Source organism: Niallia sp. FSL M8-0099 (assembly GCF_038006945.1).
GTDB lineage: Bacteria > Bacillota > Bacilli > Bacillales > Cytobacillaceae > Niallia > Niallia circulans.
The window spans coordinates 370582-397099 of sequence record NZ_JBBOWF010000001.1; the positions used below are offsets into that span (position 1 = coordinate 370582).

The window sequence follows — 26518 nt, forward strand, 5'->3', positions numbered from 1 at the left end:
ACATCACAATAGTATAGACCTAACTCATTCTCTTTTTCTATTAAATACTGTACATTCAAGATTAAGTGAGTAGCAGTAAAATATGTTTATTACAGGATTTGTTTGAATGTAGCATGGGACTTATTCTATATAGGTAAATAGTATTGATGTATTTGGAATTAATAGGGTTATAAGGTAAGATACTGATAGCATGGACTAGCTGAATATAAATAATAGATTGTATAGGAGGAGGTAATTATGAGTAATTTTTACAACGAGTTTGAATTGGAACAGGTTTTAAGTAAACTCAAATCCTCAGTCCATATTGAACAGCAATTAATTGCACATTATCAAGAAGAATCGTTTCAACGATTAGAATATATAAGCTTTAAGAAAAAGCGACCTTTATTAATAAAGGAGCTATATTTATTAATTTTACAGCTGGGTGATTTACCAACACTAAAGCAGTTTCAGGATTATTATAGCTCGAAGCATCGTATTAATAATAGCTACCATTTTAGTGAGATGACTGCTTTAATGAAAGGCTATCGTTCACTTGTAAGGGATCTGCATTTTTATTTTTTATTAAAAGAAAGTGGGTTATTTGATGAAGTGAAAATTAGCTACTTATTTGATTTAAAGGGCAAAACCGATATTTTGCTTCGAGAAGGGCAAAAAAAGCTAGGGTTACAGCTATTTAGCGGTGGCAAAAATATGAAGGCAATGAAGCAGGAAAAAAATAAAAGAGCATTTGGGCAAAACAATTTTGAGCTCGTTTATTATGGCACGAAATATAAGGGCAACCGCAAGTTTTTAAATACCTGCTCTGGTTCGACGTTCATTTTATATAGTGAAGAGGACGTACAGACGGTCTATGAGCTACTACAAAATAGTAAAACGATTACGAGCTTAATTGACGAGGAGCAATGTGAACCATTCGATGATTTTGTTGAAAGCATCTCACTACAAAAAAAGCCTACCCCTTTGAAAGTATTAGAGGCAAAGCATTCAATTTTAGAAATTGGGCATCTCAATAAACAGGAAATTGAAAAGCGTCAGCAGCAATGTGTAGAGCAAGGAATTACCTATTATTATTACGAGCAAAATGTGCCGCAAAATATTTATATCATGGATGGAAAGTACTTTGAACAATATGAGCATTTGCTAGACGACAAAGCACAAACAACGTTTAACGTGGAGCAATATAAAATCGAGCACGCGATAACGAATATCGATATTTCGGTAATGGCAGGTGCAGGCTCTGGAAAGACGTATACATTAGTATCCCGTGCGCTGTATTTATTAAATATGGAAATTGTGACGCATGTATATGAAATAGCCATGATTACGTTTACAAACGAAGCAGCCAACAACATCTTAGAAAGCTTAGAAAAACGTTTTTTACAAATGTTTAAGGACACACGTGAAAGCCGCTTTTTACGCTATTTAGATGAGCTGCGCGAAATGAAGATTATGACGATTCCTGCATTTGCGAAATTTATTTTGTTCGAATACGGTCATCAAATTGGGTTAGGTCAAAGTTTTAACATCTCACAGCTTACGACGAAAAAAATCGAATTTATTGATAGCGAGCTTCATAATGTATATACAGCCAAGAATCTGCAGGAGGCTGATTTAAGCGGAGTTGAGTTTTACCAAATTTCAGAGTTTGTAAAGGCGTTTGCGGAGAAGGTTGAGCAAAAAGGGGTATTTGCCGCAGATTTATTAAATAAGGTAGGAGCGGATAATCCGTTTGAGCAGCTCGTTGTTAGTTCCCTAGCACAGGTGGAGGATGAGTTAAGGGCTTATAAGCAGGAGCGTGATGTGTTAGGGCTATCGGATTTAACGAGATATTTACGCCTATTAATGGATAGTAAAGTGTCAATGGACAGTTTAGGTAAGAAGTTTAAATATTTATTTGTTGATGAGTTTCAGGATACCGACATTTTGCAAATTGAATTCATTGCCAATTTAGCAGTAAAGGCGGGCATTTATTTAGTTGTTGTAGGCGACATTAAGCAAGGCATCTATCGTTTCCGTGGAGCCAATGTGACGGCGTTCGAATTGTTAGGAAAGCTTCTAACTTCAGAAGACCGCAAAATCCGAATCTCGCAGTTAAATAAAAATTATCGAACAGCTTCAGATGTTTTAAATAATTTAGAGGACATTTTTGATACTTGGAAGCGAAATGGCCATTTAACGCAAAGTGAGCGTCTTATTCCAACTAAGTCGAGTAGCTCAGCAGAGGGCAGTTATATCGAATGCTATAACAAAATAAATCCAGAAGCAGTCATGACGTTATTTAATGAAATGAAAAATCGTCCGCGTAATGATTCGAAAGAGGTGCGGGTGCTTGCTATATTAGTGCGTACGAATTCGAAAGTAAATGAAATCCATGGGCTTTTAAGTGAAGTATGTAGTCAGCAAAATACTCCATTGCAAATTGTGAAGGATGGTACGCTCTTTAAATCACTGGCTGCAAAGGATCTGTTAGCCTTGCTGTATTCGTGGCTTTTTCCAAACGATAAAATTGCGCTATTTGAGCTAGCACAAACCGCATTTTGTAGGCCGTTTACATTACCAGTACTACAGGAGACGTCCGGCCAGTACGAAATGTCAAATGTTACATATGAGCTGCCAACAACATGGGAAATTGCAAGCGAGCAATTTAAGCTAGCGCCAGGGTTAAGTGTACTCAATGAGTTTATGCAAAATACACCATATGCTGACCATTTATTGGCACAAACAGGCTGTAAGGATACGGTGAAGCAGTATATTCTAAATATGCATAAAATCTTAACGTTAATGGCAAATGGTGTGCAGCACGATCAAGTCGATTTATATTCGCTGTACAACTGGCTAAAAATCGAGGTTACTACGAATACGCGCGACGATGAGGCGGACTTAACGGATAGTGATTACGGACAGGATTACATTAAGGTAATGACTGTCCATAAATCAAAAGGGTTGGAGTTCGACACGGTTATTTTACCTTATGTGAAGGATCAGTTCGTTTATGATAATGCGCGTAACTGCGAAATTATTGTAGAGGCTGAAAATGTGGAGGGCTCTGACGAGATGGATATCCAATATAGCTGGCATTATAAACCTTCTGAAAAATTTATGAACGTGACAGAGAATTTTACGAAAATGCGTCAGGACGAAAGACCGCATCTAATCCAAGAGGAAACACGAAACTTATATGTAGCCTTAACGCGGGCAAAGGAGCGTCTTGCAATTTTTGATATGAAGGGCTATGTACGTAAGGAAAATGTACAAAATCCTAATTCATGGTTCCATTTAATTAAAGGAGGGCGAAATAACAATGACACAACATGTTTTAACTTATGCAACTGTCGATCAACTGTTTGAGCTGAAATCATTGTTCCATCAATACAGTGATGTTCTCCATATAACAGCTACTTCAACGCTACGAAGTGGATTGACCGCTTATATGACTGAAGAGCAGCGGTTAATTGAAGCACCAATCTTAACGTTCGCCCAAGTTTTGAGTGTAGTCGGTTGCGACATTTCGTTAGATGATTCTTACGATGCATGGCCGTGGTATAGTAGTAAAACGCAACTACAGCAGTTTACATTGATTTCGAAATCATTACGCGAGCTGAATCAGCAAATCCCAGCAAAACATCCGAAAATCTATAATGCGATGACAAAAAATAAGGACGTCCTACTAAGAACACTACGAATGTTGACAGAGGCAGGAGAAACGGCTGAATCAGTTCGAAATAAGCTAGGACAAGCTATTACCTACGAGGAACAGTTAGCCCTAGCTCTGTGGAGAAAGCTTGAGAAGGATGTGACCTATCAGAATTTTGCTAGTTGGAAAAATAAGCTGCCCAATATAGTGAACATTAACAATATGTTTACGAAGATTTTTATTAGCCTTTTAGAAAATGATGAAGAGCGCCAAAATGCCAACCTGTTACCGGAGTATAGTGTCGTCACAGAAGAGCAATTATTACCGATGGCAAAGAAACTCGTTCAACAATACATAACAAAGCGAAAAATTGTTCTACATGGTTTTTACTTCATTACCCCTATCCAGCAGCAAATTATTGATGCATTGCAGGCAGTTGGCTTTGAAGTGATTCATTTAATTAACTATCAGGATAACTATCAAACGGTATTTGAAGTAGTAGATGTGTTTTTAGAGAAGGGCAAATCGGAGTTTAAAGCTGTAAGTGATAGTTTGCCGTATCTCAATAAAATTGCGCAAAAGTTTTTGCACGTTTGTGAAGGGGATTTACATCTCGATATAACGGATTTGCCTAATAAATATTTTGAATTTAATCATATGTACCAATTTAAAGAATACATCCAAGACGAAATGAGTAAGGAAAAAGAGGTGTATGATTTTATTATTTCACCACGCGCCCGTGAAGTACGTGGCCAAGTTGAGGATATGGGGACAATGAAGCCACTGACGTTAAAGGATTATCCAATCGGTCAGTTTTTACTCGATCTGCATTCGTTAAGTTTAACGACGTTCGATGAGGAGAAAAAGCAGTTTATGGATCGTGAGGAGCTAAGTATTGATTTGCTAATGCGTATTTTCTCGCTCGGTTATATTCATGTGAATGACGTTTCAACTCGTGAATTAGTGAAGGACTTGTCAAAGTTGCGTGAGCGATTATTCGGTAAGTATAGCTTTGCTGAGTGGAAGCAGGAGCTCCAAAACATTCTCGCGGAAAAGCAGCAGCTAGAGTATGCATTGACGCCTGATAATGTGGACGTGACGCCGGACAACGAGGTGTATATTTATAAAAACCGAGTGCTGTCTTACTATGATGTGACAGTTGGAAATTTAACGAATATTTTAGATGCGCTATTGGCAATCGAAAGACTATATGAGGAAATTTTTTCATCGACGAGTACAATCCAAGTGAAGGATTACGTTGTACGTCTTGTTGGGCATTTAAATAAAGAAATCATTCCAAATATCGAACTAGAAGAGGAAAGAAGTGTGGCACGCAAGCTACTAGGAGTCTTTGAAGGAATGAGCAATAGCGACTTCGAAAACTTTGACCGGCAGGATCTGATTCAAGGGTTGCGCTTTTTCTTAAGTGAGGAGCTAGATAATAATGATAACTCTTTATTCGGCGAAAGTTTAATAGAAAGCAAAATTGTTTCATTGCAGGATGGCGATATTTTACCGTTTATCGAAAACCAGGCGGTCCATTTGGCGTTTTTAGATAATAAGGCGTTACCCCTGTCACAAAATTTAGTGACGTGGCCGTTTAATGATGATTCGATGGACATTCTTTATAAGCAAGCACCAAAAGAGAAGGGGCATTATATTCATTTCGTTCAACGACGAAAGCAGTATGATGCAGCAATTACGAAATATTTGCTGTATTTAATTATGGTGAATGCTTCTGCTATTAAATTTTCAGTCGTTAGCAATTTAGGGACGGAGCAAGGCTTAAAAAAATCATTTTACCTAGATCTTCTTGGTCTTTCGAAGGCAACGGAGGACGCAAAGGAGAATGCAACGATTTCTGTTAAAGGTGTCGGTTATAAGCATGGGGAAATTCAGTTTAACAAACGCAATGCAACCAGTTTACTTGTACATACAAAGGATTACTGTCAAAAGCGTATGGTACTTAGCTATATGCTTCAAGCAGCACCAAGCTTTGAAACGAATTTCCATCATCGCTTTTTATATGAGAAGTTAATTGCGCACCTGAATGCTTTAGCGAGAAACACGAGGACGAGGTTGTCTAAAGCTGAGGTTAGGGAACTTGTTTCGAGTATGTTCCCGCATTGGAGCGAGACGAAAAAGCAAATTTTAGCTGAGACCGGTGAGGAGTGGAACTACTGGCCGAATGAATTAACGGTTGACGGTGTACAAATTGCAGATGATTTAAAGTGGCTTCATTTATTTGGTAAAGTTCCGCAAGCTTCACCTGAATTTGCGAACTCAGGTGCACACTGCAAATATTGTCAGTTCCAGGATTGTTGCCGTGAAAGTGGGTTTGGCAAAGATGAATAAGCAGCTATTGCACAAGCTGAAAATGCTGACAGACGCAACAATCGTAGCAGTAAACGCTACTACTGAAGCAGAAAATGTGGAGCATAAACAGCTTAATTTAGGCGTGCGACGTGGAAATCGAGCGGCAGCACGTGCGAAAAATAAGCAAAGTTTAATGAATCAGATGGAGGATTTATTTAGTTAGAAAGGTGAACAAATGGTAAAAGTAACTTTAACTACGGCACAAATGGATGCTGTTAATGTAAAAGGGGAGCACATTTTAGTAAAGGGCGTACCTGGAAGCGGGAAAACGACTGTTTTAATGATGAAGCTGCAAAAGATTGTGCAACAAAATCCTCAAGCAAAAATTTTATTTATTACGTACAACAAGACGTTGCAAAGTTATATTAAGGAATATTTGCAGGAGGATTTAACTGAAATAGGCTTAAGCGTTGATGCCTTAAATATTCAAGTATCAACTTATCATAGCTGGGCGCGTGGTATTTTAGCGAAACTTCGTTACGATAAGGCACCTGAGCACAAGAATCTTTTCTCTGAATTTTATAAAGGCTTAACAGGCAGCCATCGCTTTTACAATAACGAGAAATATAAAAAGTTTTTAATGGAGGAATTTAACTGGATTAAAAATAAAGGAATTTCATCGTTTGATGATTATAAAGGTGTAAAACGTACAGGGCGCGGTACAGCATTGCAGGTGGACGATCGTAAAAAGGTGTATGAGCTGCTTTCGCAATGGGATGCTTTCTTAAAGCGTGAAAACAGACTAAGCTGGGCCGATTATGCAAATGTGCTAAATCGTCATATGAAAGAGGTAAATGAAAAATTCCAGTTCGATTATATTTTCATCGATGAGGCGCAGGATTTGGCGGAGGTTCAATTAATTACATTACGCAAAGTAGCCCGAAATGGACTAGTTGTGGCAGCGGATCTTGGGCAAAAAATTTATAAAACCGATTTTACTTGGAAAAGCGTCGGCATTAATGTTCTAGGTGGTCGTACAAAATCCTTAAGCGGCGCATTCCGCAGTACGAAGGAAATTATGGATTTAGCGAATTCCTTATTAAAGCATGATTCGACTTTATCGGAGGAGGATGTTCATCAAGAGTATGACGCGGAGGAATCGGGTCTAGTACCATCGGTGCTAGAGGCTAGCTCGTTTCGATTTGAAAATGATTTAGTGGCGAAAATCATTAAAGAAATCCAGCAGCAAACAGCGTTAGACGGCTGGGAGCCAACGATTGGTGTATTAGTATTTGAAGGATACCGACTGGATAATTGGCGTAAAAGCTTATATGTAAACAAGCTGAACTCGGAAATTATTCAAGAGGACCGTGGCAGTGCTTTGACACCCGGTGTAAAGGTATTAACGATGCACGGTGCGAAGGGGCTAGAGTTTGATTTTGTCATTATTACAGGTATGAGTGATAGATACCCATACACAAAAGATTTATTAGATGATGAAATTAAACAAAATATTGATATTCATCGACGACTATTATACGTTTCGATGACGCGAGCGAAGGAAAATGTATATTTAACATATAAAGGAAAGCCTTCTATCTTTGTAAGCGAGTTAGATGAATCTTTATATCATTTTGAATCAGTTTAATAAATTTCAAGGCTATGGAGATGTTAGGTTTTATTGAATACAGTGTGGTACTCGTAAAGAAAATGAAATAATTTACCCACATTATGAGATGCTCTCATTCATTATTGATGTTTAAAAGCATATTCTAAAAATAAAGAGGATTTAAATTTTATTTTCAATAAAACTGCTCTTCAAACACTTTTTTTATAAAGTTACCACGTATTTTTTGTGAAAATTAGACGCAGAACATCATGATGTGGCGGGCTTTTAGATAATTGCCTTCTATGTCCCGAGTCTCCTGCATACATATGATTGTGAAGTAGTCATATCAACGATTTAGAGATTAGGGTTATTAAACGGGAGCTGAACTCTTGTTTAATGTCCCTTTTTTTGTATTTACATATTAGTTTTACATATTAAACTGTTAAAGACCTTCAAATTCACTAATGAAAATGGAGGTTTTTTTATTTTGTCTAAAAGTAGAAAACTGTAATTTTTGCAGTAAGTGACGATTTACTAGCATCGCTACTATTAACAATTAGGAAGTTCATAACCTATAACTCTTGAAACAGAATTAGAAACATTAACTAGACTAATTAATATTGACGGGAATCGGGATTGTTATATTATATCCACTAAATGTAAGTTCTTGTATAATAGTATAATAGAGGTGAATTAAATGGACTTTTCGAAATTAAATATTTACGATAAAAAATTATCTAACTGGATGTTATTTCCTATCCGTATAGGTCAAATATTGAAGAGATATAGTAATACAAGTAAAACAGCGTTCAATGTATATATCAGCGTTCCAAATTCAATTATGTTTTCATACTTTTTATTTCAAGGGATGTTCGATGTAGAAGCGCATAGAAAAATTAGAGATAGTAAAATTATTAGCCGTTTTCTAGAATTAGTACCTGGATCGATAGTCTATTACGATGATAAAGGTACTTGGAGAAGATGTTCGGTTATAAGTATTGAGGAAAACTTTAAGCCACCGCATAAGTATCATTTGCAAATCCAATTAAATCAAGGAATTAAAATGTTTATGCCAGAAAGTCAGTGGAAAGATAAGCTCCTTATTACGAATGTAAAATATGAGGAAATTTTAAATGCTAGAGTAGTGAAAGATTTTGAGAAATTTTCAGGAGTCTTAAGCTCATTATATTCACCTAAAACTATTAAAGCGTTAGAAAGTCTAAGTAATCCAACTGCATACTTTTCTGGCAATAAAGCTGATTTTCATAGATATTTAGACAGTATGAAGTTTGAATACAAGGGTATATCTTTTACCCATGAAGATATTATTCACTTCGGATTAAAAAACCATTTTGCAAATGCCTATTGGTTAACTAATAAAGATGAGGATTTGGAAATATACGACAATGAATGGTTTATTTCTATTGGAGCAAGTAAGTCTTTAGCTAATTTAGAGACGAGGAAAAATTGCGGGAAAATTTTCATTGAAGATCAATTTGAAAATGTCGCTACTTCAGAGCAATTAAGGGACTCTATTATGCAAAGAATCATGCTAGATGAATGTAAGATTTTAACTGAAAATTTAATTACGCTTCTTGAACAAGAGCAAGTTAGTATTCCAAATGGGGTGAATATCATTGCATGGAAGTAAAAATCAGAAGTTCGATATAGATTTTTTAAACTTTATATATGGAGAAAAGAGAAAAGTCGATTTTTTACATGTAAAACAAGAAGAATTTTCGCAATTGTATGCCAGTATGAAGGCTTTAAGTAAGGAAGTAAATACATATTACGAGCATGAAGAGAGTTTAATCGAATTATTGGCATTAATTCGAAAAGGTGTTAATAAATTTTTCACTTCAATTGAGAACTACCAACAAGTCATTGATAGGGATTTAAATAGCTTAGTAGAGAATTTAAGTAAAATTAAATTGGGATATGAAGACCTCTTCAATATTTATGGTAAGCCTATCGTAAAGAGTCTACTGTCTATTAAAAATCATTATACTCATACGAATTTTTTAGTGGAAGAAATTAAGCAATATTTAAATACAAAAAGAAAGCAATGTATTGTTGTAAGATATGAAAGTCCCATAAGTATTATTCTTGGAGTACCAGTTATAAAAGCTACAAAGTATTTAAAATCAGCTGAGTTTTATGAAGATACATTTTTTATAGGTTCTCCAGATTTTTATGATAGCCGGTTTTCTCAACTTTTTATAGGAGAACATACTTATTTTATTACGTATGAATTTTTCCAAAATAAAATTAGACGTGTTAAGCGTTTTGGTAACTTAAAGAAAAGTGAACAAATCGATACACTTTTTAAAAATGTATCGTTTGCTAGAGGATTTAATGGTGAAATAGCCTCTGCCGATTTCGGTGAAGTTCTGCAAGATACAATAGAAACAAATGAAATTTTAGTACGACACCAAATAAATGCTGAAAATATGAAGTCTTATGAACAAGTTGAAGCAAAACTAGTGCTTTTAAATAATAAACATTATACTTTTATCCCTTTAAACACTAAAGTGCGTACGATAGATAAAGACCAACTAACAGTTGTAAATCAATCTATTAATGAAATAGGTATTGGCGATTGGATTTTATTTAGAAATAACTCCAATACGGACTTAGTAATTGATGTTGCCAATAAAATTTTGGGTTCACAACATAAGAAACTTAGAAAATATCAATATTTATGGAAAGATAAGCTAGAAAGAGTCATTATTCGCAACGGAATTGATAAAGTGATTCGGGTTTTACAAAAACGAGGCGTCAAACAAGCAAATTTAATTAATATCGCTAACTGGCTAAGTCCAACTAATATACGAGCTAAGCATAATTTTGAACAGCTATTACTTACGTTGAAATTTAAAGATGAGGAAGTAGAGAGAATAGTAAAAGCAACAGATACATTAAACAGAGCCCATTTGAAAGCAGGCAGAGTAATTACAGATGAATTACTTAAAGAATTAGATGAAGAAAAAGTTGAGGAAATTATTGAGAATGGTTATGCAACATTTACTTCACCATTGATGCCTGGAGCTTCATTTAATATTGAAACCGTAAAGGAATTTGTAGATGGTACAGTAACAGTAAGTAGAGCAGATACTTTAGTAATTTGGAGGGATTAAATTGGCCATTTCGTTAGAAACATCGTTAAACAATCGTGAACGAATCATTGAAGCTGCGAAAATTGAAATCATTGGACCGAGTAAGACAAATGCTTACAATAAAATGTTTAATGATAAAGTGAATGAACTTTCACCGACGGAAGCGTATGAAAATTATTTTTATAACCTAGGTGCTACAAAAGAAGAGATTTTACAGTACGAGTTCCCATCAAGACGTTATGCAGCGGGAATGCTTTATCCAATTGATGCGACTGTAGGGGAAGTATTAATTAACGATATTTTAACAGCTCAAGATCCAGATGATGAAGAGGCTCCTAAAAAAGTTGATTCAGAGAAATATAATGACACAGATGTATCAGAAGATATTACGGTATTGAATGATGAGCGTTTACCAAGTTCTATGGGTCTTACTTGTAATATAAGTAAAGTCACAAAAGAATTGAAAATTACGATTACAGGTGGGCATTATAAATCGAGAGATATAAAGATAACTGGAAAAGGTAAAAAAACTTGGTGGTTCAGACAATCGTTAATAGGGGAATTAGTGCTTCCTATTCAGGAATTATCACAAAAAAGAAATTCTTCCTATCCAATTGTATTGAAAAATAATTTAGGTGAGACGGTTTCAGATTTGTCGTTGGAGTGTTTAATTCAATGTCGTGAAATTGAAAAAAGTTATTTAACTACCATTACATTAACAAATCGCTCTGTTTCAAAAAAGAAAAAGGCGAGTTTGGCTGATGATTTAATCTTTTTCCAAGCGATGATGACAGTTGAAACAGATGAAACGGGTAAATTTTTAAATTATCCAAAACATTATGAACGTAACTTACCAATGTCAAATGAAGAAGCAAATGATGAGCTTCTTTACCGAAATAAAATCAATTATGCATTTGGACATGCTTGTTCAACGACATGGGAAGATACTAGTAAAGTAAAAAAAATTAGTACAACCTTTTTACCAACATACGAAACAACAAGTATGACGCCAGATGTTGAATTTGAATGCAATGGAACTGTAGAAAAAATCTCGATAAAAATGATTGATATTATCAATTGTGATAATCACCGTGATTTGAAAAAGCTTATGAGTCCATTGTTAGAAGCATATAACGAATGGATTTCTATGCAAGAAAGGGAAGTGCCAAACCTTTCTGAGAAACTTCAAAAAGCTGCAACAAGAAATATAAACCTATGTCGAAAAAGCTTAGAAAGAATGCATAATGGATTAATACATTTAGCGGATCCGTTAGCATTTAAAGCATTTATTTTAGCTAATAAAGCGATGTTGTTACAACAAGTTAACGGTAAAAAAACACGTACCCCTTCTGTAAAAGATTTAAAAATTTCTTTTGATATTTCTTATGAGGACGCTGTTGTCCCAGTTGATGAGCTTATTGGGTTAGGGAATAGTTGGCGTGCATTCCAAATAGCCTTCTTCTTAATGTCTATTGAATCTTTCAAAGTTGAGAAGTCCCTTGATCGAGAGATAGTAGATTTAATTTGGTTCCCTACCGGTGGGGGAAAAACGGAGGCTTATTTTGGCGTTGCAGCTTTCCAAATATTATATAGAAGATTAAAAAATAAAGAGGATGCTGGCGTAGATGTAATTATGCGTTATACATTAAGGCTATTAACGGCTGACCAGTTCCAACGTTCCTCTCGTTTAATATGTGCATTAGAATTAGTTCGCCGAGAAAATGAACAACTATTAGGAAAAACATCATTTTCAATCGGTATGTGGGTTGGCTCGAAAACATCACCAAATACATTTAAAGCGGCGAAAACGGAATATGCAAATATACGAAATAAATCGAGTGCCGATTCTTTTGTAGTAAATAAATGCCCATGGTGTGGCTGTAAACTTGGAAAAATAAAGAAAGATAAACAAGTTAATGTACTAGGGTATAAAGCTGAAAATAAGCAATTTATTACACATTGTTTAGATAAAAAATGTGATTTTTATGAAGAAATCCCTGTTTATTTTGTAGATGAAGCAATTTACCAAAAACGCCCGACATTTTTAATTGGTACAGTTGATAAATTCGTTCAATTAACTTGGAAGCCGGAAGCAAGGGCATTATTTGGGATTGATGAGAACGGAAAACAAGTAACAGATCCGCCAAATTTAATTATCCAAGATGAGCTTCATTTAATTTCAGGTCCACTTGGAACTTTAGCTGGTCTATATGAGACAGTTATTGAAGAGTTATGTACGAAAAAAGTAAATGGCAAAAGAATAAAACCTAAAATTATTTCAGCTACAGCAACAATTAAAGAATTTGAAGCACAAGCAAAATCATTATTTGGACGTTCAGAATCAAAACTGTTCCCAAGTCCATGTCTTGATATTGATGATTCCTTTTTTGCTAAAGTTGCAACGGATAAAGAAGGTAAACCTTTACCAGGAAGAAATTATGTAGGTATTTATACTTCTAGTGTCGGTGTAATGCAAGCGCAAGTTAAAACTTTTTCTAGCATTCTACAAGAAGGTTATCAATTACCGAAAGATGAATGTGATCCATATTGGACGTTATTATCCTTTTACAATAGCTTGCGCGAGCTAGGGTCAGGGATAAATATATGTTCAATGGACGTTCTCTCTTACATGAAGTCTATCCGTAATCGAGAGAAGTATCCTGAAAATAGATATATAAAAAGTCCATTAGAGTTAACTTCTCGTATGCAAAACAGTGAAATTGTCGAGACAATCGATAAACTAAAAGTCGAAATGGAAAAAGGTAACGAGAAAAAGGTACTCGATGTTTGTCTTGCATCTAATATTATCGAAGTAGGTGTCGATATTGATCGCCTTTCAATGATGGCAGTCGTTGGACAACCGAAATCTACGGCACAATATATCCAAGTTACAGGTCGTGTTGGGCGTCGCTGGGACGAACGTCCAGGGGTAATTTTTACGATTTATTCGAATAAAAATTCGCGAGATAAATCTCATTTTGAGCATTTTGTCGAATATCACCAAAGATTATACGCTCAAGTAGAGTCAACAAGTATTACACCATTTTCAGATGCTAGTTTAGAAAGAGGATTAAATGCGATGTTAATTGCATTTTTACGACAAGCTTTCACTAAAAAAATGGCGATTGAACCAGATGTTGAAGAATATGAGTATATTATTGGCACAGAAAAGTTCGGTAAATTTATAAAAACATTAGGAGAACGTGTTAAATCAGTTGATTCTGAACAATTTGAGTCTTTTAAAAAGTACTTAAATGAGTTTAACCGATTGTTAAGAAGTGGTTTATATAATGCTTGGGAAGCTAACGAAGATGCTCCACAAGGTATGATGTATCGAAGTGGAGACCCGATTGCGAATGTGACATACCCTGATGCAATTGCCACAATTAACTCGTTAAGAAGTGTAGATGCTTCTAGCTTAGGCAGAATTACTTCTGCAATGATTCATGAGCAGAAAAAAGTTGTTAATAGTTTGGAGGATCTGCTATGAGAAGAATACCTTTAAGAAGAAGCCAATTAGTAGGTTCTAATGGTCCAGGCTCACTCATTATTAGCCCAGAAGGTGAAATGGCAATTGTAGGAGCTTTAGATTATTGGTTTACAAATGAGGCTGAAAATGAAGCTAATCGAATGGAATTTGAAATTATTGAACCGAGATTGCGAGCCTTTTTAGGGGTGCAGAAGTTATATTCTCCACCAGATTATCGTAAATCATCCATGGATATTCCGAATAAGGAGCAGCTTATCCCGCTGTTAAGATTTCCTTTATGGCATTATTGTCCGATGTGCTTTACTTTAGAGAAATTCGGTAATAATAATGAATCTTCTCGTAAAATGTGTTCAGGTTGCAATGAAAAACGATATTTTAAACAATTGCCTTTCATTGCAATTTGTAAAAAAGGGCATATTACAGATTTCCCTTGGAGCAAATGGATTCATAAGGGGCAGGATTGTAATGGAAAAATGCAGCTTAATACAAATTCAGGGGCTTCTTTAGATTCTTGGTCTGTAAAATGTTCTTGTGGCAGCAGTCGTTCTCTACGTGGAATTACTGCCAACCGTGGAGAAAAAAGTACGGTTTTGACGGAAGAGCTATATGAAGGAAATGATAAATATACATGCACTGGACATAAAGCTTGGTGTGGAGAGGTTTACGAAGAATGTCATGAACCTGTAATGGCGATTTTAAGAAATTCTATTAATGTATATTTACCTCAAAAAGTAAGCGTAATTTCATTACCGGGTGAGCGTAATGAAAATATTGATAAAATTATTAACATCGTTCAGCGAAATAGCATATTAAGAAATCTACTTTCAGGTCAAGAGTCAATAGAGAATAAAGCAAAATTGCTGTTTGATTCAATTGGTGATAAAGGATATACCATCGAGGCATGTGAAAAGGTTATTTTATATTTGAGCAATCAAATTAACGTTGATGAAAATCAGGAATTGTCATCACCACTACATTTAAGAAAAAAAGAATTCGCAATACTGAAGGAAAATCAAAATGAACCATTTTTGAAAGTATTTGAAGAGTGGTCAAATGAAAGTGAAGATGCTGAGCAGTTCGCTGGAAAATACTCTAAATATATAAAAAAGGTTAATCGTATTACGAAGTTAAGAGAAACTACTGCTTTAGCTGGTTTCAAACGAGTAACGACAGTCGATGATGAAGGATCCTATAAATTCCAACCAGATTATAGTCTTATGTATCATAAAGATATTCCAGATGAACAAAAATGGCTTCCAGCGTATAGTGTTTTTGGGGAAGGAATTTTTATTCAATTTAACTTGGACGAAATTATGAAATGGGAATATAAACCAATTGTTCAAAAGTACTTTGCAAAGTATTTGGAACGTATTAAAAATATGACTCACTTCATGCCAGAAATCATCGACCATCCACGCAATCTGATGATGCATACGTTATCGCACTTATTAATAGATGAAATCGCTAAAACAAGTGGTTATAGTTTAGCTTCGATACGTGAACGTTTATATGTAGATGAAAATCAAGCAGGAATTTTAATCTATACATCAGCGGGGGATATTGAAGGGACATTTGGTGGACTTGTACGCATGGGACGAAAACAAAAGTTCTTTAAAGTATTAGATAATGCTTTAGCAGCTTCTCATTGGTGCAGTTCCGATCCAGTTTGTACGGAATTAGGCCATGCATTAGGCCAAGGTATTCATTATTCAAACGGTGCAGCATGCTATAATTGCACTTACTTACCGGAAACATCATGTGAATGTGGAAATAAGTATTTGGATCGTACGTTACTAACTAATGAAGAATTAGGTTTCTTTCTTTTTGATTAAATTTTTTCAAATGCAATTGATTAGTGAGAATATGATTTAAAACGAAAAAAATTGTACAACAAATACAACAAATAGATTCAAAAATGCTCCTCAAGCACAGTTATTTAATAAAAAGTGCCAAATATGTTACCACACGGAAATTAAAGCGTGGGAAACATTTGTGGCGGGCTTTTTAAGATTTACATTCTATATCCGGCCGTATTCATAGTTGTTTGCATAGTGATTTATTGAACGTCAAAACCCTAGAATATTAGGGTTTTGACGTTTTCTATTTGTAATGAATTACAATAGATAGATTAGGGGGTTTCAGTTAAAATCAAATTTTTTTAAAAATAAGAATGACTAATCTCGGATTGATTAATAAATTCCGAAATTACTGTAAGTATATATTTTAGTGTAAAATAATATAAAGGAAATGTTGGAGTTTTCCTTATATAATAAATCTAAATTGAATTTGGTAAATTGGGTTCTTTATATTAAATACTGTAGGTGAAATTATGGAGAATTTAGTGATTTTATCTTGGCCATTCCATGAAAGAAGTTTAAATCAAATCGATAACAGTGAATCTTATTTAAATTATCCTGTTATTTATATTTTAAATGGTTCGAAAGAAGCTTATATTGGTGAAACTGTTTATTTTAAAAAGCGAATGAAGTTTCACATAAAAAATATAGAAAGAAAAAATTTAGATACCATGCATCTTATAAAGCATCAGGAATTTAATCGGTCTGCAACTTTTCATCTTGAAACGAAGCTTATTAATTATTTTCTAGGTGACGAAAAATATAAACTTCAAAATAAGAGTAAAACAACGAATGATTTCACACATAACTATTTCAATAAACCATTTTATGATCAAAGCGTTTTTAAAGAGTTATGGAGTAAACTTTATGAAAAAGGCATCGTAGCAAACTCCCAGCACGTTATTGAAAATAAAGACATATTTAAATTATCCCCGTTCAAAGAGCTATCCTTGGAACAATTGGATTTGAAAGAAAAAGTACTACAGTTTTGTGAAGAACAAGTTAAATCACAACAGAATGAATACGGGAGTTTGTTTGTAATCCAAGGGGAAGCAGGGGTTGGAAAAAGTGTTGTACTGAGTTCAATATTTAATACGATACAAGAATATACTTCGGAAGCTTCTTCGCCTCTTTATAAAACAGATAATTATTTAGTTGTAAATCATGAAGAAATGTATAAAACCTATAAAGGCATTGCTGCTCAATTAAAGCATTTAAAAGCTAAGAATTTTGCAAAACCAACTCCTTTAATCAATCAATTAACTAAACAAGACAAAAGGGCAGATATTATTTTAGTTGATGAAGCTCATCTATTGTTAACTCGACCAGATACATACAATAACTTCTATGGAGAAAATCAATTGGAAGAGTTATTAAAGCTAGCAAAGGTTGTTGTAATGGTATATGACAGTGATCAAGTTTTAAAATTAAAAAGTTTATGGCAAGAGTTAACTTTGGAAAGTTTACGTGAAAAAAGTTCAAATACAGAATATTTTCAGTTAACGAATCAGTTCCGGATGCAAGCAAATGATGAAGTAATTGAGTGGATTAATCAATTTAAGCAAAAACGTTTATTGCCATTACCTTATGATGAAGGATACGAGTTAAAAGTATTTACAACCTTAAAAGAGATGCATGAAGCGATAATTGAGAAAAACTAAATTCATGGGTTAAGTAGAGTGGTCGCCACATTTGATTATTTACACAAAAAAGATGGGGGAGTCTATTACATTAAAGCGGACCAGGGAGAATATCAAATCCCATGGAATATTACAGATAGTAAATATACATGGGCTGAGAAAACTTCGACAGTAAATGAAGCGGGTTCAATTTATACAATTCAAGGATTTGACTTAAATTATGTCGGTGTAATTCTAGGACCATCGATTACTTATAATTCTCAGTCTGATGAATTGGTCATCAAAACTGATGCTTACAAGGATATAGGAGCTTATTCAGGCACAGAAGGAATTGAAAATGTCGAAGCAGCTAAGGAAAGAATCATATTAAATTCCTTAAACATTTTAATGAAGCGTGGTATAAAAGGCTTGTTTTTATATGCCAGTGATGATGCATTAAGAGAGCAACTTATAAAATATCAAAATAATTTAGGTGATAAGAATGAATGAGATTAAACAATTAACAGAAAAAATTCTTAAATTTAGAGATGCACGGGACTGGCAAAAGTTTCATAATCCAAAAGACTTATCGCTATCACTATCATTAGAAGCAAGCGAATTACTTGAGACTTTCCAATGGAAAACTAGTGAAGAAGCTGTGGAGAAAAATTTAAATAATATGAAAGATGAATTAGCTGATATTTTTATCTATACTTTATTATTTGCAAATGAAACTGGCATTGACCTTAGGAAAGCTGTAGAACAAAAAATTCAAAAAAACAATGACAAATACCCAGTTGATAAGGCATATGGAAGAAATGCTAAGTATACTGAGTTTTAGTTAATTACATCAGAATTTGCTATTAGATTCAATCAATTAATTAGGTGTTAAATCAAAATTACTTTGATAAAAACTTATTAATTAGAAAATCTGCCCCCGCAACTCAATTTTTCATTAAACGTAGTCAAAAACGTAGTCAAACATTTTTACCAGCATCTATAAACCCTTATAAACACGGATATTACAGCATTTCATGAGAAGGTTGGTTCGACTCCCGCCGTCTCTATACACAAATTGGTTGTAAATACAGTCCTATTAAAAATTCGGGTTGCTACCTAGACACACCGTACACCTAAGTCTCTGTCCATTTAGTAAAATATAGGCAGTTTTTCTTTTAAAAGTTTAAAAAGAGCATATTTATAACCAAGAACAAAACAATAGAGTTTGAAATAAGCTAAAAATAAATATTATTTTTTACACATATTTTATACATTACATTAAGAAACCTTAGTAATATCAAGCTTTAAAGACCTATTTCGACCCCGACCACCGGTATCATCAGATTAATTTATGTCTAGATTAATCGCTAAAGAAAGCTCACAAACGGTGATTTAATAAGAATTGTGAGCTTTCTTTGTTTTTAGAGTATACGATAGAAAACGATAAAGGTTTTTCTGTACTTGCAACTATTAGGTGATTATTTTTTATATCAATGTACAATAAAGCCCAAACAAGTTGGCCTAGAAATCACTTGAATAAGCATAATTAGGTATCTACATTGATTAGGGCTTTCCCTTATTAGCAATATTATATATATACATATAAGCATCAACAGGCTTTGTTTTAATAGTCCTTAAAAAATAACTTTTCATTTTTTCAAAGTTATAAATCTATTTTGAATTAGCCGGTATAAATTCATATGCTGTTTCAAAAGATGTTTAATTGCGAATGATTTTATAATGATTGTAGACGATATTCCCCAAGGAATTTTGTCTATTTAAGATTCTTTATTCGGCTTATTTTATAGACTTTATTCAGATTGCAGCCTTTACTCCATATATTCTGCTGTTGCACGCTGATTGTTCATTTTAATTGTTAAAATGAACATAATGCAGTTAGAATGGCTGTATTGAAATAGGCACCAAATAACCCAAGTTGAAAAACAATAAATCCAGAGATAACAGAGCCAAATAGCAAACCTGCCATCATCAATGGCATAATGACTCCGTTCGTTCGTCCAATATATTCAGAGGCAACCTGTTTAATCATCAATGTACTAAAAACAACTTGGAAAAACGCTGCAGCTATGCCAGATAAAATTCTTAAATGACCTAACTGATAGTACTTCTAACAGTGTTATCATAGCAAAAATTTAACAGACAAACGGTCATAATGATCTTCGTATGATTTTCTCCGAATGCGCTTAAAGCAACAGCAAGCCCTCCGCTAATGAGCATTCCAATCCTTTCAGCCGCAGCGAACCCCTGTGCCTTCTCTTTTGCAAGACCTAATTTTCCATAATGACAAAGACATCTAAAGGTTGTATAATGCCAAATGCTAAACCAGAAATTAAAAACTTTCCTGCAATTATTTTCAAATTTAATTGTGATAATATGTATTGAACCCCCTTCTTTAACTTTCAATTAGTACCGATTGTTGCTGCTCTTTTGAAATATTGGGTACATTTTGGGATTCCATCGATTTTACGCTCCACCAATAATGGCAAAAATAAAAATCGGTAGGTATTCTTTCTTTGCAGAATAATTGCTTGTTTGTATTAGATTTATTCTCCTTTTTTTGTACATAAACTTTCCTTTTTGTTAATGCTGAGGTTTACCTTGGATTTGGCGGAATGACTTGTCCCTTTTGTTTTCTTCACATTGGAGAATCGATCCATCATTTTATCTTTATAGATATATCCGAGAATAAAACCAATAACAGCGATAACCGATATGATAATGGCTATGCTATATTGCTGCATATGAATGGTGGACCCCAAAGCGGCAGATGCAATAATCCACGGCAGACGACCAACTATAAGTATGGTGAAGAATCTTAATGAACTCATGGATGTAAGAGCGGCCACAAATACAAGCAGGTCTTTCGGCAAACCTGGAATCACGAAAAAGATAAATAAAAAGATAGAAAACTTTTTCTCATCCTGTATTAACGACATCCACTTATATTTTTTCTTTTGCAGTAGCTTTGAAATATAATCGCGCCCGATAAACCGAGTGAAATAAAAAGCAATCGCTGAGCCTATTATTAAGCCGATTGTAGTATATAAGGATCCTAATGTAACCCCGTAAATATAACCGCCTGCAACCTGTACGACTTCTCCTGGAATAGGCGCAACCACGATTTGAAGAATCTGAAATAAAATAAACATGACCGGTCCCCAATTACCTGTTGAATGAATAAACGCCCTAAAATTGTTCATGGACGACATAATCTTAATAATGGTAGGAGAATAATAGATCAAACCAATAGACAATATGAGAGTTAGACCTAATAGTATTGCTACGATTGTTTTTTTCGAAAGTTGTGGCATAGCTTAAAACTCCTTTATGTAATTACTTCTACCTGTTTGTAGTATAGAATGGATAAATTAAGAGTTACATACATAATTTCTGAAGAATTCTTAAGTCGACTGTATTTACTGGTAGTTGCACAAAACGACTATTATACTGATATTAGACGAGGTGATCAGATGAACAAGCAAATCTTAATTGCTGATGATAACAGTGAAATCCGAGAAATTGTAAGGATTTTGTTAGAAAGTGAGAATTATGAAGTGATTGAAGCGATAGATGGTCAAGATGCGATTAATAAAGTAAATGAAGAAACAGATCTTATTATTTTAGATATGATGATGCCCAATAAATCAGGGCTGAAGGCGTGTTTGGAGATTCGTGAAAAAACAAGCGCACCGATCTTATTCCTTACTGCGAAAACGCAGGATTCGGACAAACAATTGGCCTTCTCTTCAGGCAGTGATGACTTTTTGTCCAAACCTTTTTCTTATACAGAACTTGTTTCGAGAGTGAAGGCTTTACTGCGGAGATATTATGTCTATCGTGGCAAGGAGAAGACGGAGGAAACGGAGCATATTATCATTAAGGATCTTACGATTTACCAGGATGCAAAGACTGTATTTGTTGGAGAGAAGGAAATCACTTTGACTGAAATTGAATACCAGATTTTGCTGCTGTTAGCTAAGAAACGACGTAAGGTGTTTTCGGCAGAAAACATATATGAAAGTGTTTGGGGGCAACCCTACTTTTATACCTGTAATAACACAGTTATGGTCCATATTCGTAATTTGAGAAGTAAGCTGGAAGATGACCCGCAGAACCCTAAATATGTAAAGACTGTTTGGGGAAAGGGGTACAAAATTGAATAGATTACTAATGGGGAAAAAACTTAAGATCAAGCTCGTTCTGGCAGTATTAATTTCCTCAGCTATTTCTTTAAGTGTTTTCGGCATTTTACAAGTCGTTGGCGAGAAAGTGTTAAATAGTTATTTAAGCAAATCCGCTTTTATGGAAAATAGGCAGCAAGACGCGCTTGAACGATTCGAAGAGTTTGTGAATAGCAAAAACGTGTCCACTCGTGATCGGGAGCAATTGTCTGAATGGATAAATAATGAGCGATATTTAAATCTGTATATTTTTGCAAAAGAGAAATTAATTTTCTCCTCAAATAAAGAGGTTGATCCTGCTATTAACGAAGAGCTACTAACTCGATTTACGCCTTCGGAAATACCTACTACCGTTCATTTTGCGGATCAAGATGCCCAGATCTACTTGGTAGGCCTTTATGAGTATCAATACTATAATCTCATTTTGTTTATTGGTATTTTCATAGCAGCCATTATATTCATTATCTCCTTCTTACTGATAATTAATAAGAAAACATCTTATATTGGAGTACTTGAACAAGAGATCAAAATACTTGAAGGTGGAAATTTAGATTATTCAATTACTGTTTCTGGAAAGGATGAATTATCCTCTTTGGCCCAAAGTATTGATGAGATGAGGAAATCATTTGCTGAGCGACTCGGCAGTGAGGAGAGGATGAGGATGGCCAATCGCGAATTGATCACGGCAATTTCCCACGATTTACGCACTCCACTTACAATTTTGCTGGGGTATATGGATATCATCGAGCTTAACAAGTATAAGACTCATGAGGATTTGCTGCAATATATCCATAATAGCCGGGAAAAGGCCTATCAAATCAAAGCGCTATCGGACAAACTATTCGAATATTTTACGGTGTCCTCTGCCGCTGAAGAAGAGGAAGTGGAATTTGAATTATATGAGGGCAGAGCGCTTATCGATCAACTCATTGATGAGCAACTGGTGGTTATGGATAATTTAGATATTCAAGTTCAAGCAGATCCATATGATGAGCAATTTTTACTGGAAATCAATTTGGTCGCTATACGCCGTGTATTCGATAATATATTTTCAAATATTCGAAAGTATGCCGATCCGACGCATCCCATTCTTATTCAGGTTTCCTTGAAACAACAATGGGTCGATCTTAGGTTCGAGAATAAAATTTTACGTGAAGCCGAAAAGGAAGATAGCAACAAAATTGGGCTCGTTAGTTGCCAGAAAATAATACAGAAGCACAACGGGACGTTGAACGTATCGGTACGAAAAGATACTTTTTTGCTACAGGTAACGTTACCTGTCATTTTAAATAAAACCGCACAGACTTTTGAATGATTCTGGGGCATCCAACTTGTCACTGGAACCAAAATCAGTTGTTTCCGAGTCAAGGAGGGAATGGGGCTTCACTCTCCGCGGTTTGAATTTGTATCTAAATAAATTAATCTCTAACAACATAAGGAGTTAAACTATTTTTTTATTGAAGCTGTGTTTATGTTCTGTATGTTTTATCTCTATGTGTTGATATATTCAATGAATTATCAGGAGATTGTTATAAAGAATAATGGTGTGTTCTTGGTAGCCTTATTCTTATTTGTTCTATACTTGTTGATAAATGTAGTGTATATAGCTTCAAAGTGGATATATAGATCCATGATGAAAAAGGTGCATAAGAAAAACAATTGAGAAAATAAATCCATAAGGGACAGAACCGTGGTGAAACAACAGGACGGCGATCTGGTTAAGATTGCAAATGGAGCGTTCGAGGTCATGGTTTATCGGCATCCTGGTATTAACAATTATATAATCAATAAAAGCAGACTGGTTGATGGTCTGCTTTTATTATTTCTTTCATATCAATGCTCCTTTTCCATTTATCATTCAGTTGTACTAACAAGTTGTTAAATTAGCTACCCATAAAATGTAAATACTAAGCGACTTAAGAATTCTTAAGAATTATGAACCCCCCATCTTAAGAAATCTCCCATAATCTTATATATCATAAGCAAACAGGAAAGGGTAGATTACAGGGCGAAAACGATTTAACCAGATTACCAAATATCAATAAATGGGAGTCATAATAAAATTCATTATTAGTGAGGAGAACCTATGTTTATAAAGAATATTCCCAATCTGCTTACCTTTGTAAATTTGTCATTTGGGGTACTTTCAATTGTCGAGGTTATTAATCAAAATTACTTCGCAAGTGCCATATATATTATTATTGCAGCATTTATAGATCGATACGATGGAAGAATCGCTAGACGATTAGATGTTTGCAGTGAATTCGGTAAAGAATTGGATTCCTTGTCCGATTTGGTTTCCTTTGGGATTGCTCCAGCTTTACTTGTTTATTTTAAATTTAACTTTGATGATCTTGGCATGCTGAGACTTGTAGGTATAGTTGCTCTATTGTTATACGTCGTCAGCGGTTCATATAGATTAGCACGATTTAATATCAAAGAGTTTGAGGGTATCTTTCGTGGAATTCCAATAACCGTGGCAGGTTTTATTCTGTCCATTTACTCGGTGATTGCACCAAGCACGATTAATTTAACACTTATATCGGTAATTTCATTATTTGCTTTTTCCTATTTAATGGTATCAAGTATAAAATTTAAAAAAATATAGTAAGGAGTAATTATGAGCAATCAAGAGAAATTTACAAATATTCGCGATCGTGACAACTCTTTAAATAAAACCGGTCTACGCTATTTAGCGAAGCTTTTATTTTCTACAGAAGTTCCCAAGCTGGTTCTAAGCATAGCCCTTATTTTAAGTATTATCAGTTCATTTGTGGGGTTGATTGTTCCGATAGCTACTGGAAAAATAATTGACCAATTTCGTTTGGAATTAATAAATGCCAGTACGATTATACAGCTTGTCTTTATCTTTATTTTGCAAGCCGTATCAAGTGGATTCTCATACTATCTGTTAGCTTATGTTGGAAATAGAATGGTCAATCAATTGCGTAAACAGCTTTGGGAAAAGATGCTTCATTTACAGATGAGTTTCTTTGATCGCTACCGCTCTGCGGATCTTATGAGTCGCATCGCAAACGATACAAATGAGATTAAATCACTCATTACCGATCACTTCATCAACTTTATTTCCAACTTGATTACAGTTATTGGTGCAGTGGCCATGTTATTTTATTTAGATTGGCAAATGACGTTAATCATTATGTTGGTATTACCTATTAGTTTAGCTGTAATGATGCCGATGGGGAATAAGATGTATGAAAATTCCGTGCGTTTACAGGAACATTTGGCAGCACTATCCTCGACGCTGTCCCAAATCATTGGGGAAATGAGACTGGTTAAGGCTTCTAACTCGGAGAGAAAAGAATTAAAAAACGGTGAAGCTAACATGGATGATTTATTTCAATCGGAAATGAAAGAAGCTCGGGTTAATGCAGTACTGATGCCATTGATGACATTAATTATGATTGTGCTACTAGTTGTAATTATCGGTTATGGCGGAGTGCGTGTTTCTTCGGGAGCTCTTACTGCAGGGAAACTTGTAGCATATATCTTACTTTTGTTTCAAATTATGATGCCTGTTGAACAGTTTGGAGCATTTTTTTCGAATTTAAAAAAAGTAATGGGATCGACAGAGAGGCTAAGGCTTATCTTGGAACAGCCCCTCGAAGCTGACAACAAAAAGGATGTGATGCCGGACAAGCATAACATCTTAGAGTTTCGCAAGGTTTGCTTTGGTTATGAAAGAGATAAGCAAATCTTGCTAAATGCTTCTTTTACGATACCAGATCGTAAAGTAACTGCTTTTGTTGGTCCTAGCGGAAGCGGAAAAACAACCATTTTTTCGCTTATTGAGAGATTTTATGATCCGGAAACTGGAAACATATATTGGGGTGATACGCCAATCGACTCTTTTTCACTCCATGATTGGCGCAAAAAAATTGGTTATGTGTCTCAAGAAAGTTCTCTTATATCAGGTACAATCCGAGAAAATATTATCTATGGGCGAGAAGACGAAGTGAGTGAGTTTGAGATGATGAATGTAGCCCGACTTGCATATGCCCATGATTTCATTGACGCTTTACCAAGAAAGTATGAAACAGAGGTAGGAGAAAGAGGAATTCAGCTATCAGGCGGACAACGCCAGCGTATAGCTATTGCTCGTGCTTTGTTGCGACAACCGGATATTTTGCTGTTAGATGAAGCAACCGCTAGCTTGGACAGTGACTCAGAACATGAGGTCCAAAAGGCACTGCATTATTTGATGCAAGATCGTACAACCATTGTAATTGCACATAGATTATCGACAGTTGTACATGCGGATCAAATTATTGTATTTGAGTATGGACATGTTACAGGAGTTGGAAAACATGAAGAATTACTTCAGACACACCCTTCTTATGCTGCATGGGCAAATAAGCAATTTCAAGGTATACAGAGATTATAAACTATAAGCATGTTCGCTGAAATTTTCAAAAACCTATATTTTTACTTGTTGAAATTGCCATGGAAGTCATCATTCCGTTGTTTATGGCTGAATTAATTGATGAAAGGATTACCAAAGCCAAGAACAAGAATTTGTACTGATTACCCGAATGGATAAGAACGTGTTCTTATTGCCTATTAGACGTACTTTTGATCGTTATTTGCTTGTTAATTCATTAAACTTACGGGCAGTATTGTCAATTTGTAATTTATATTGGACATTCTTAAAA

General features: G+C 34.8%; 15 protein-coding genes and 1 pseudogene. 14 read left to right on the forward strand and 2 right to left on the reverse strand.

All coding sequences use genetic code 11. From position 1 onward, the window contains the following. The first annotated feature begins 237 nt into the window (after window positions 1-237). The 10 genes and pseudogenes from NSQ92_RS01770 to NSQ92_RS01815 all read left to right on the forward strand — a co-directional run bounded on the left by NSQ92_RS01770 (window position 238) and on the right by NSQ92_RS01815 (window position 18484). Window positions 238-3351 (forward strand): UvrD-helicase domain-containing protein, encoded by a 3114-nt coding sequence (locus NSQ92_RS01770; protein ID WP_341152303.1) that lies wholly within the window; start codon window positions 238-240, stop codon window positions 3349-3351. Beyond that, window positions 3305-5992 carry a hypothetical protein gene (locus tag NSQ92_RS01775; RefSeq protein ID WP_341152304.1) on the forward strand — a complete coding sequence of 896 codons (2688 nt, stop codon included), beginning with the start codon at window positions 3305-3307 and terminating at the stop codon, window positions 5990-5992. The genes NSQ92_RS01770 and NSQ92_RS01775 overlap by 47 nt, the downstream gene beginning before the upstream one ends. Continuing rightward, entirely contained in the window at window positions 5985-6176 is a 192-nt protein-coding gene (locus tag NSQ92_RS01780) for a hypothetical protein (protein WP_341152305.1), read from the forward strand. The genes NSQ92_RS01775 and NSQ92_RS01780 overlap by 8 nt, the downstream gene beginning before the upstream one ends. A gap of 12 nt (window positions 6177-6188) precedes the next feature. Next, window positions 6189-7601, forward strand: coding sequence for a 3'-5' exonuclease (locus tag NSQ92_RS01785; RefSeq protein WP_341152306.1), 1413 nt, complete (start codon window positions 6189-6191; stop codon window positions 7599-7601). A gap of 658 nt (window positions 7602-8259) precedes the next feature. Beyond that, window positions 8260-9213: a hypothetical protein gene (locus NSQ92_RS01790; protein WP_341152307.1), complete on the forward strand. Its 954-nt coding sequence runs from the start codon at window positions 8260-8262 to the stop codon at window positions 9211-9213. Next, complete coding sequence (locus NSQ92_RS01795; protein ID WP_341152308.1) at window positions 9200-10699, forward strand: hypothetical protein; 1500 nt, start codon at window positions 9200-9202, stop codon at window positions 10697-10699. The genes NSQ92_RS01790 and NSQ92_RS01795 overlap by 14 nt, the downstream gene beginning before the upstream one ends. Window position 10700: 1 nt before the next feature. Continuing rightward, complete coding sequence (locus tag NSQ92_RS01800) at window positions 10701-14168, forward strand: helicase-related protein (RefSeq protein WP_341152309.1); 3468 nt, start codon at window positions 10701-10703, stop codon at window positions 14166-14168. Then, a complete protein-coding gene (locus NSQ92_RS01805; protein WP_341152310.1) occupies window positions 14165-16000 on the forward strand; it encodes a DUF1998 domain-containing protein in 1836 nt (611 codons plus the stop codon). The genes NSQ92_RS01800 and NSQ92_RS01805 overlap by 4 nt, the downstream gene beginning before the upstream one ends. A gap of 695 nt (window positions 16001-16695) precedes the next feature. Continuing rightward, window positions 16696-18153: pseudogene (locus NSQ92_RS01810) on the forward strand (DNA/RNA helicase domain-containing protein). Continuing rightward, window positions 18140-18484, forward strand: coding sequence for a MazG-like family protein (locus NSQ92_RS01815; protein ID WP_445669264.1), 345 nt, complete (start codon window positions 18140-18142; stop codon window positions 18482-18484). The pseudogene NSQ92_RS01810 and the gene NSQ92_RS01815 overlap by 14 nt, the downstream one beginning before the upstream one ends. A gap of 1035 nt (window positions 18485-19519) precedes the next feature. Here the strand turns inward: NSQ92_RS01815 and NSQ92_RS01820 are convergent. Together NSQ92_RS01820 and NSQ92_RS01825 are read right to left on the reverse strand one after the other, a co-directional pair. Then, complete coding sequence (locus tag NSQ92_RS01820) at window positions 19520-19696, reverse strand: hypothetical protein (protein WP_341152312.1); 177 nt, start codon at window positions 19694-19696, stop codon at window positions 19520-19522. 511 nt (window positions 19697-20207) lie between these two features. Beyond that, a complete protein-coding gene (locus NSQ92_RS01825; RefSeq protein WP_047943314.1) occupies window positions 20208-20975 on the reverse strand; it encodes a TVP38/TMEM64 family protein in 768 nt (255 codons plus the stop codon). 48 nt (window positions 20976-21023) lie between these two features. Between NSQ92_RS01825 and NSQ92_RS01830 the strand changes: the two genes are divergently transcribed. From NSQ92_RS01830 to NSQ92_RS01845, 4 genes are all read left to right on the forward strand, one after another. Continuing rightward, window positions 21024-21827: a response regulator transcription factor gene (locus NSQ92_RS01830; protein WP_328824074.1), complete on the forward strand. Its 804-nt coding sequence runs from the start codon at window positions 21024-21026 to the stop codon at window positions 21825-21827. Beyond that, window positions 21820-23160 carry a HAMP domain-containing sensor histidine kinase gene (locus NSQ92_RS01835; protein WP_095320965.1) on the forward strand — a complete coding sequence of 447 codons (1341 nt, stop codon included), beginning with the start codon at window positions 21820-21822 and terminating at the stop codon, window positions 23158-23160. The genes NSQ92_RS01830 and NSQ92_RS01835 overlap by 8 nt, the downstream gene beginning before the upstream one ends. A 771-nt stretch (window positions 23161-23931) precedes the next feature. After that, window positions 23932-24453 (forward strand): CDP-diacylglycerol--serine O-phosphatidyltransferase, encoded by a 522-nt coding sequence (gene pssA / locus NSQ92_RS01840; protein ID WP_144581235.1) that lies wholly within the window; start codon window positions 23932-23934, stop codon window positions 24451-24453. Window positions 24454-24465: 12 nt separating this feature from the next. Continuing rightward, on the forward strand, window positions 24466-26250 hold the full coding sequence (locus NSQ92_RS01845) for an ABC transporter ATP-binding protein (RefSeq protein ID WP_341152313.1): 1785 nt from the start codon (window positions 24466-24468) through the stop codon (window positions 26248-26250). The last annotated feature ends 268 nt before the right edge of the window (window positions 26251-26518 follow it).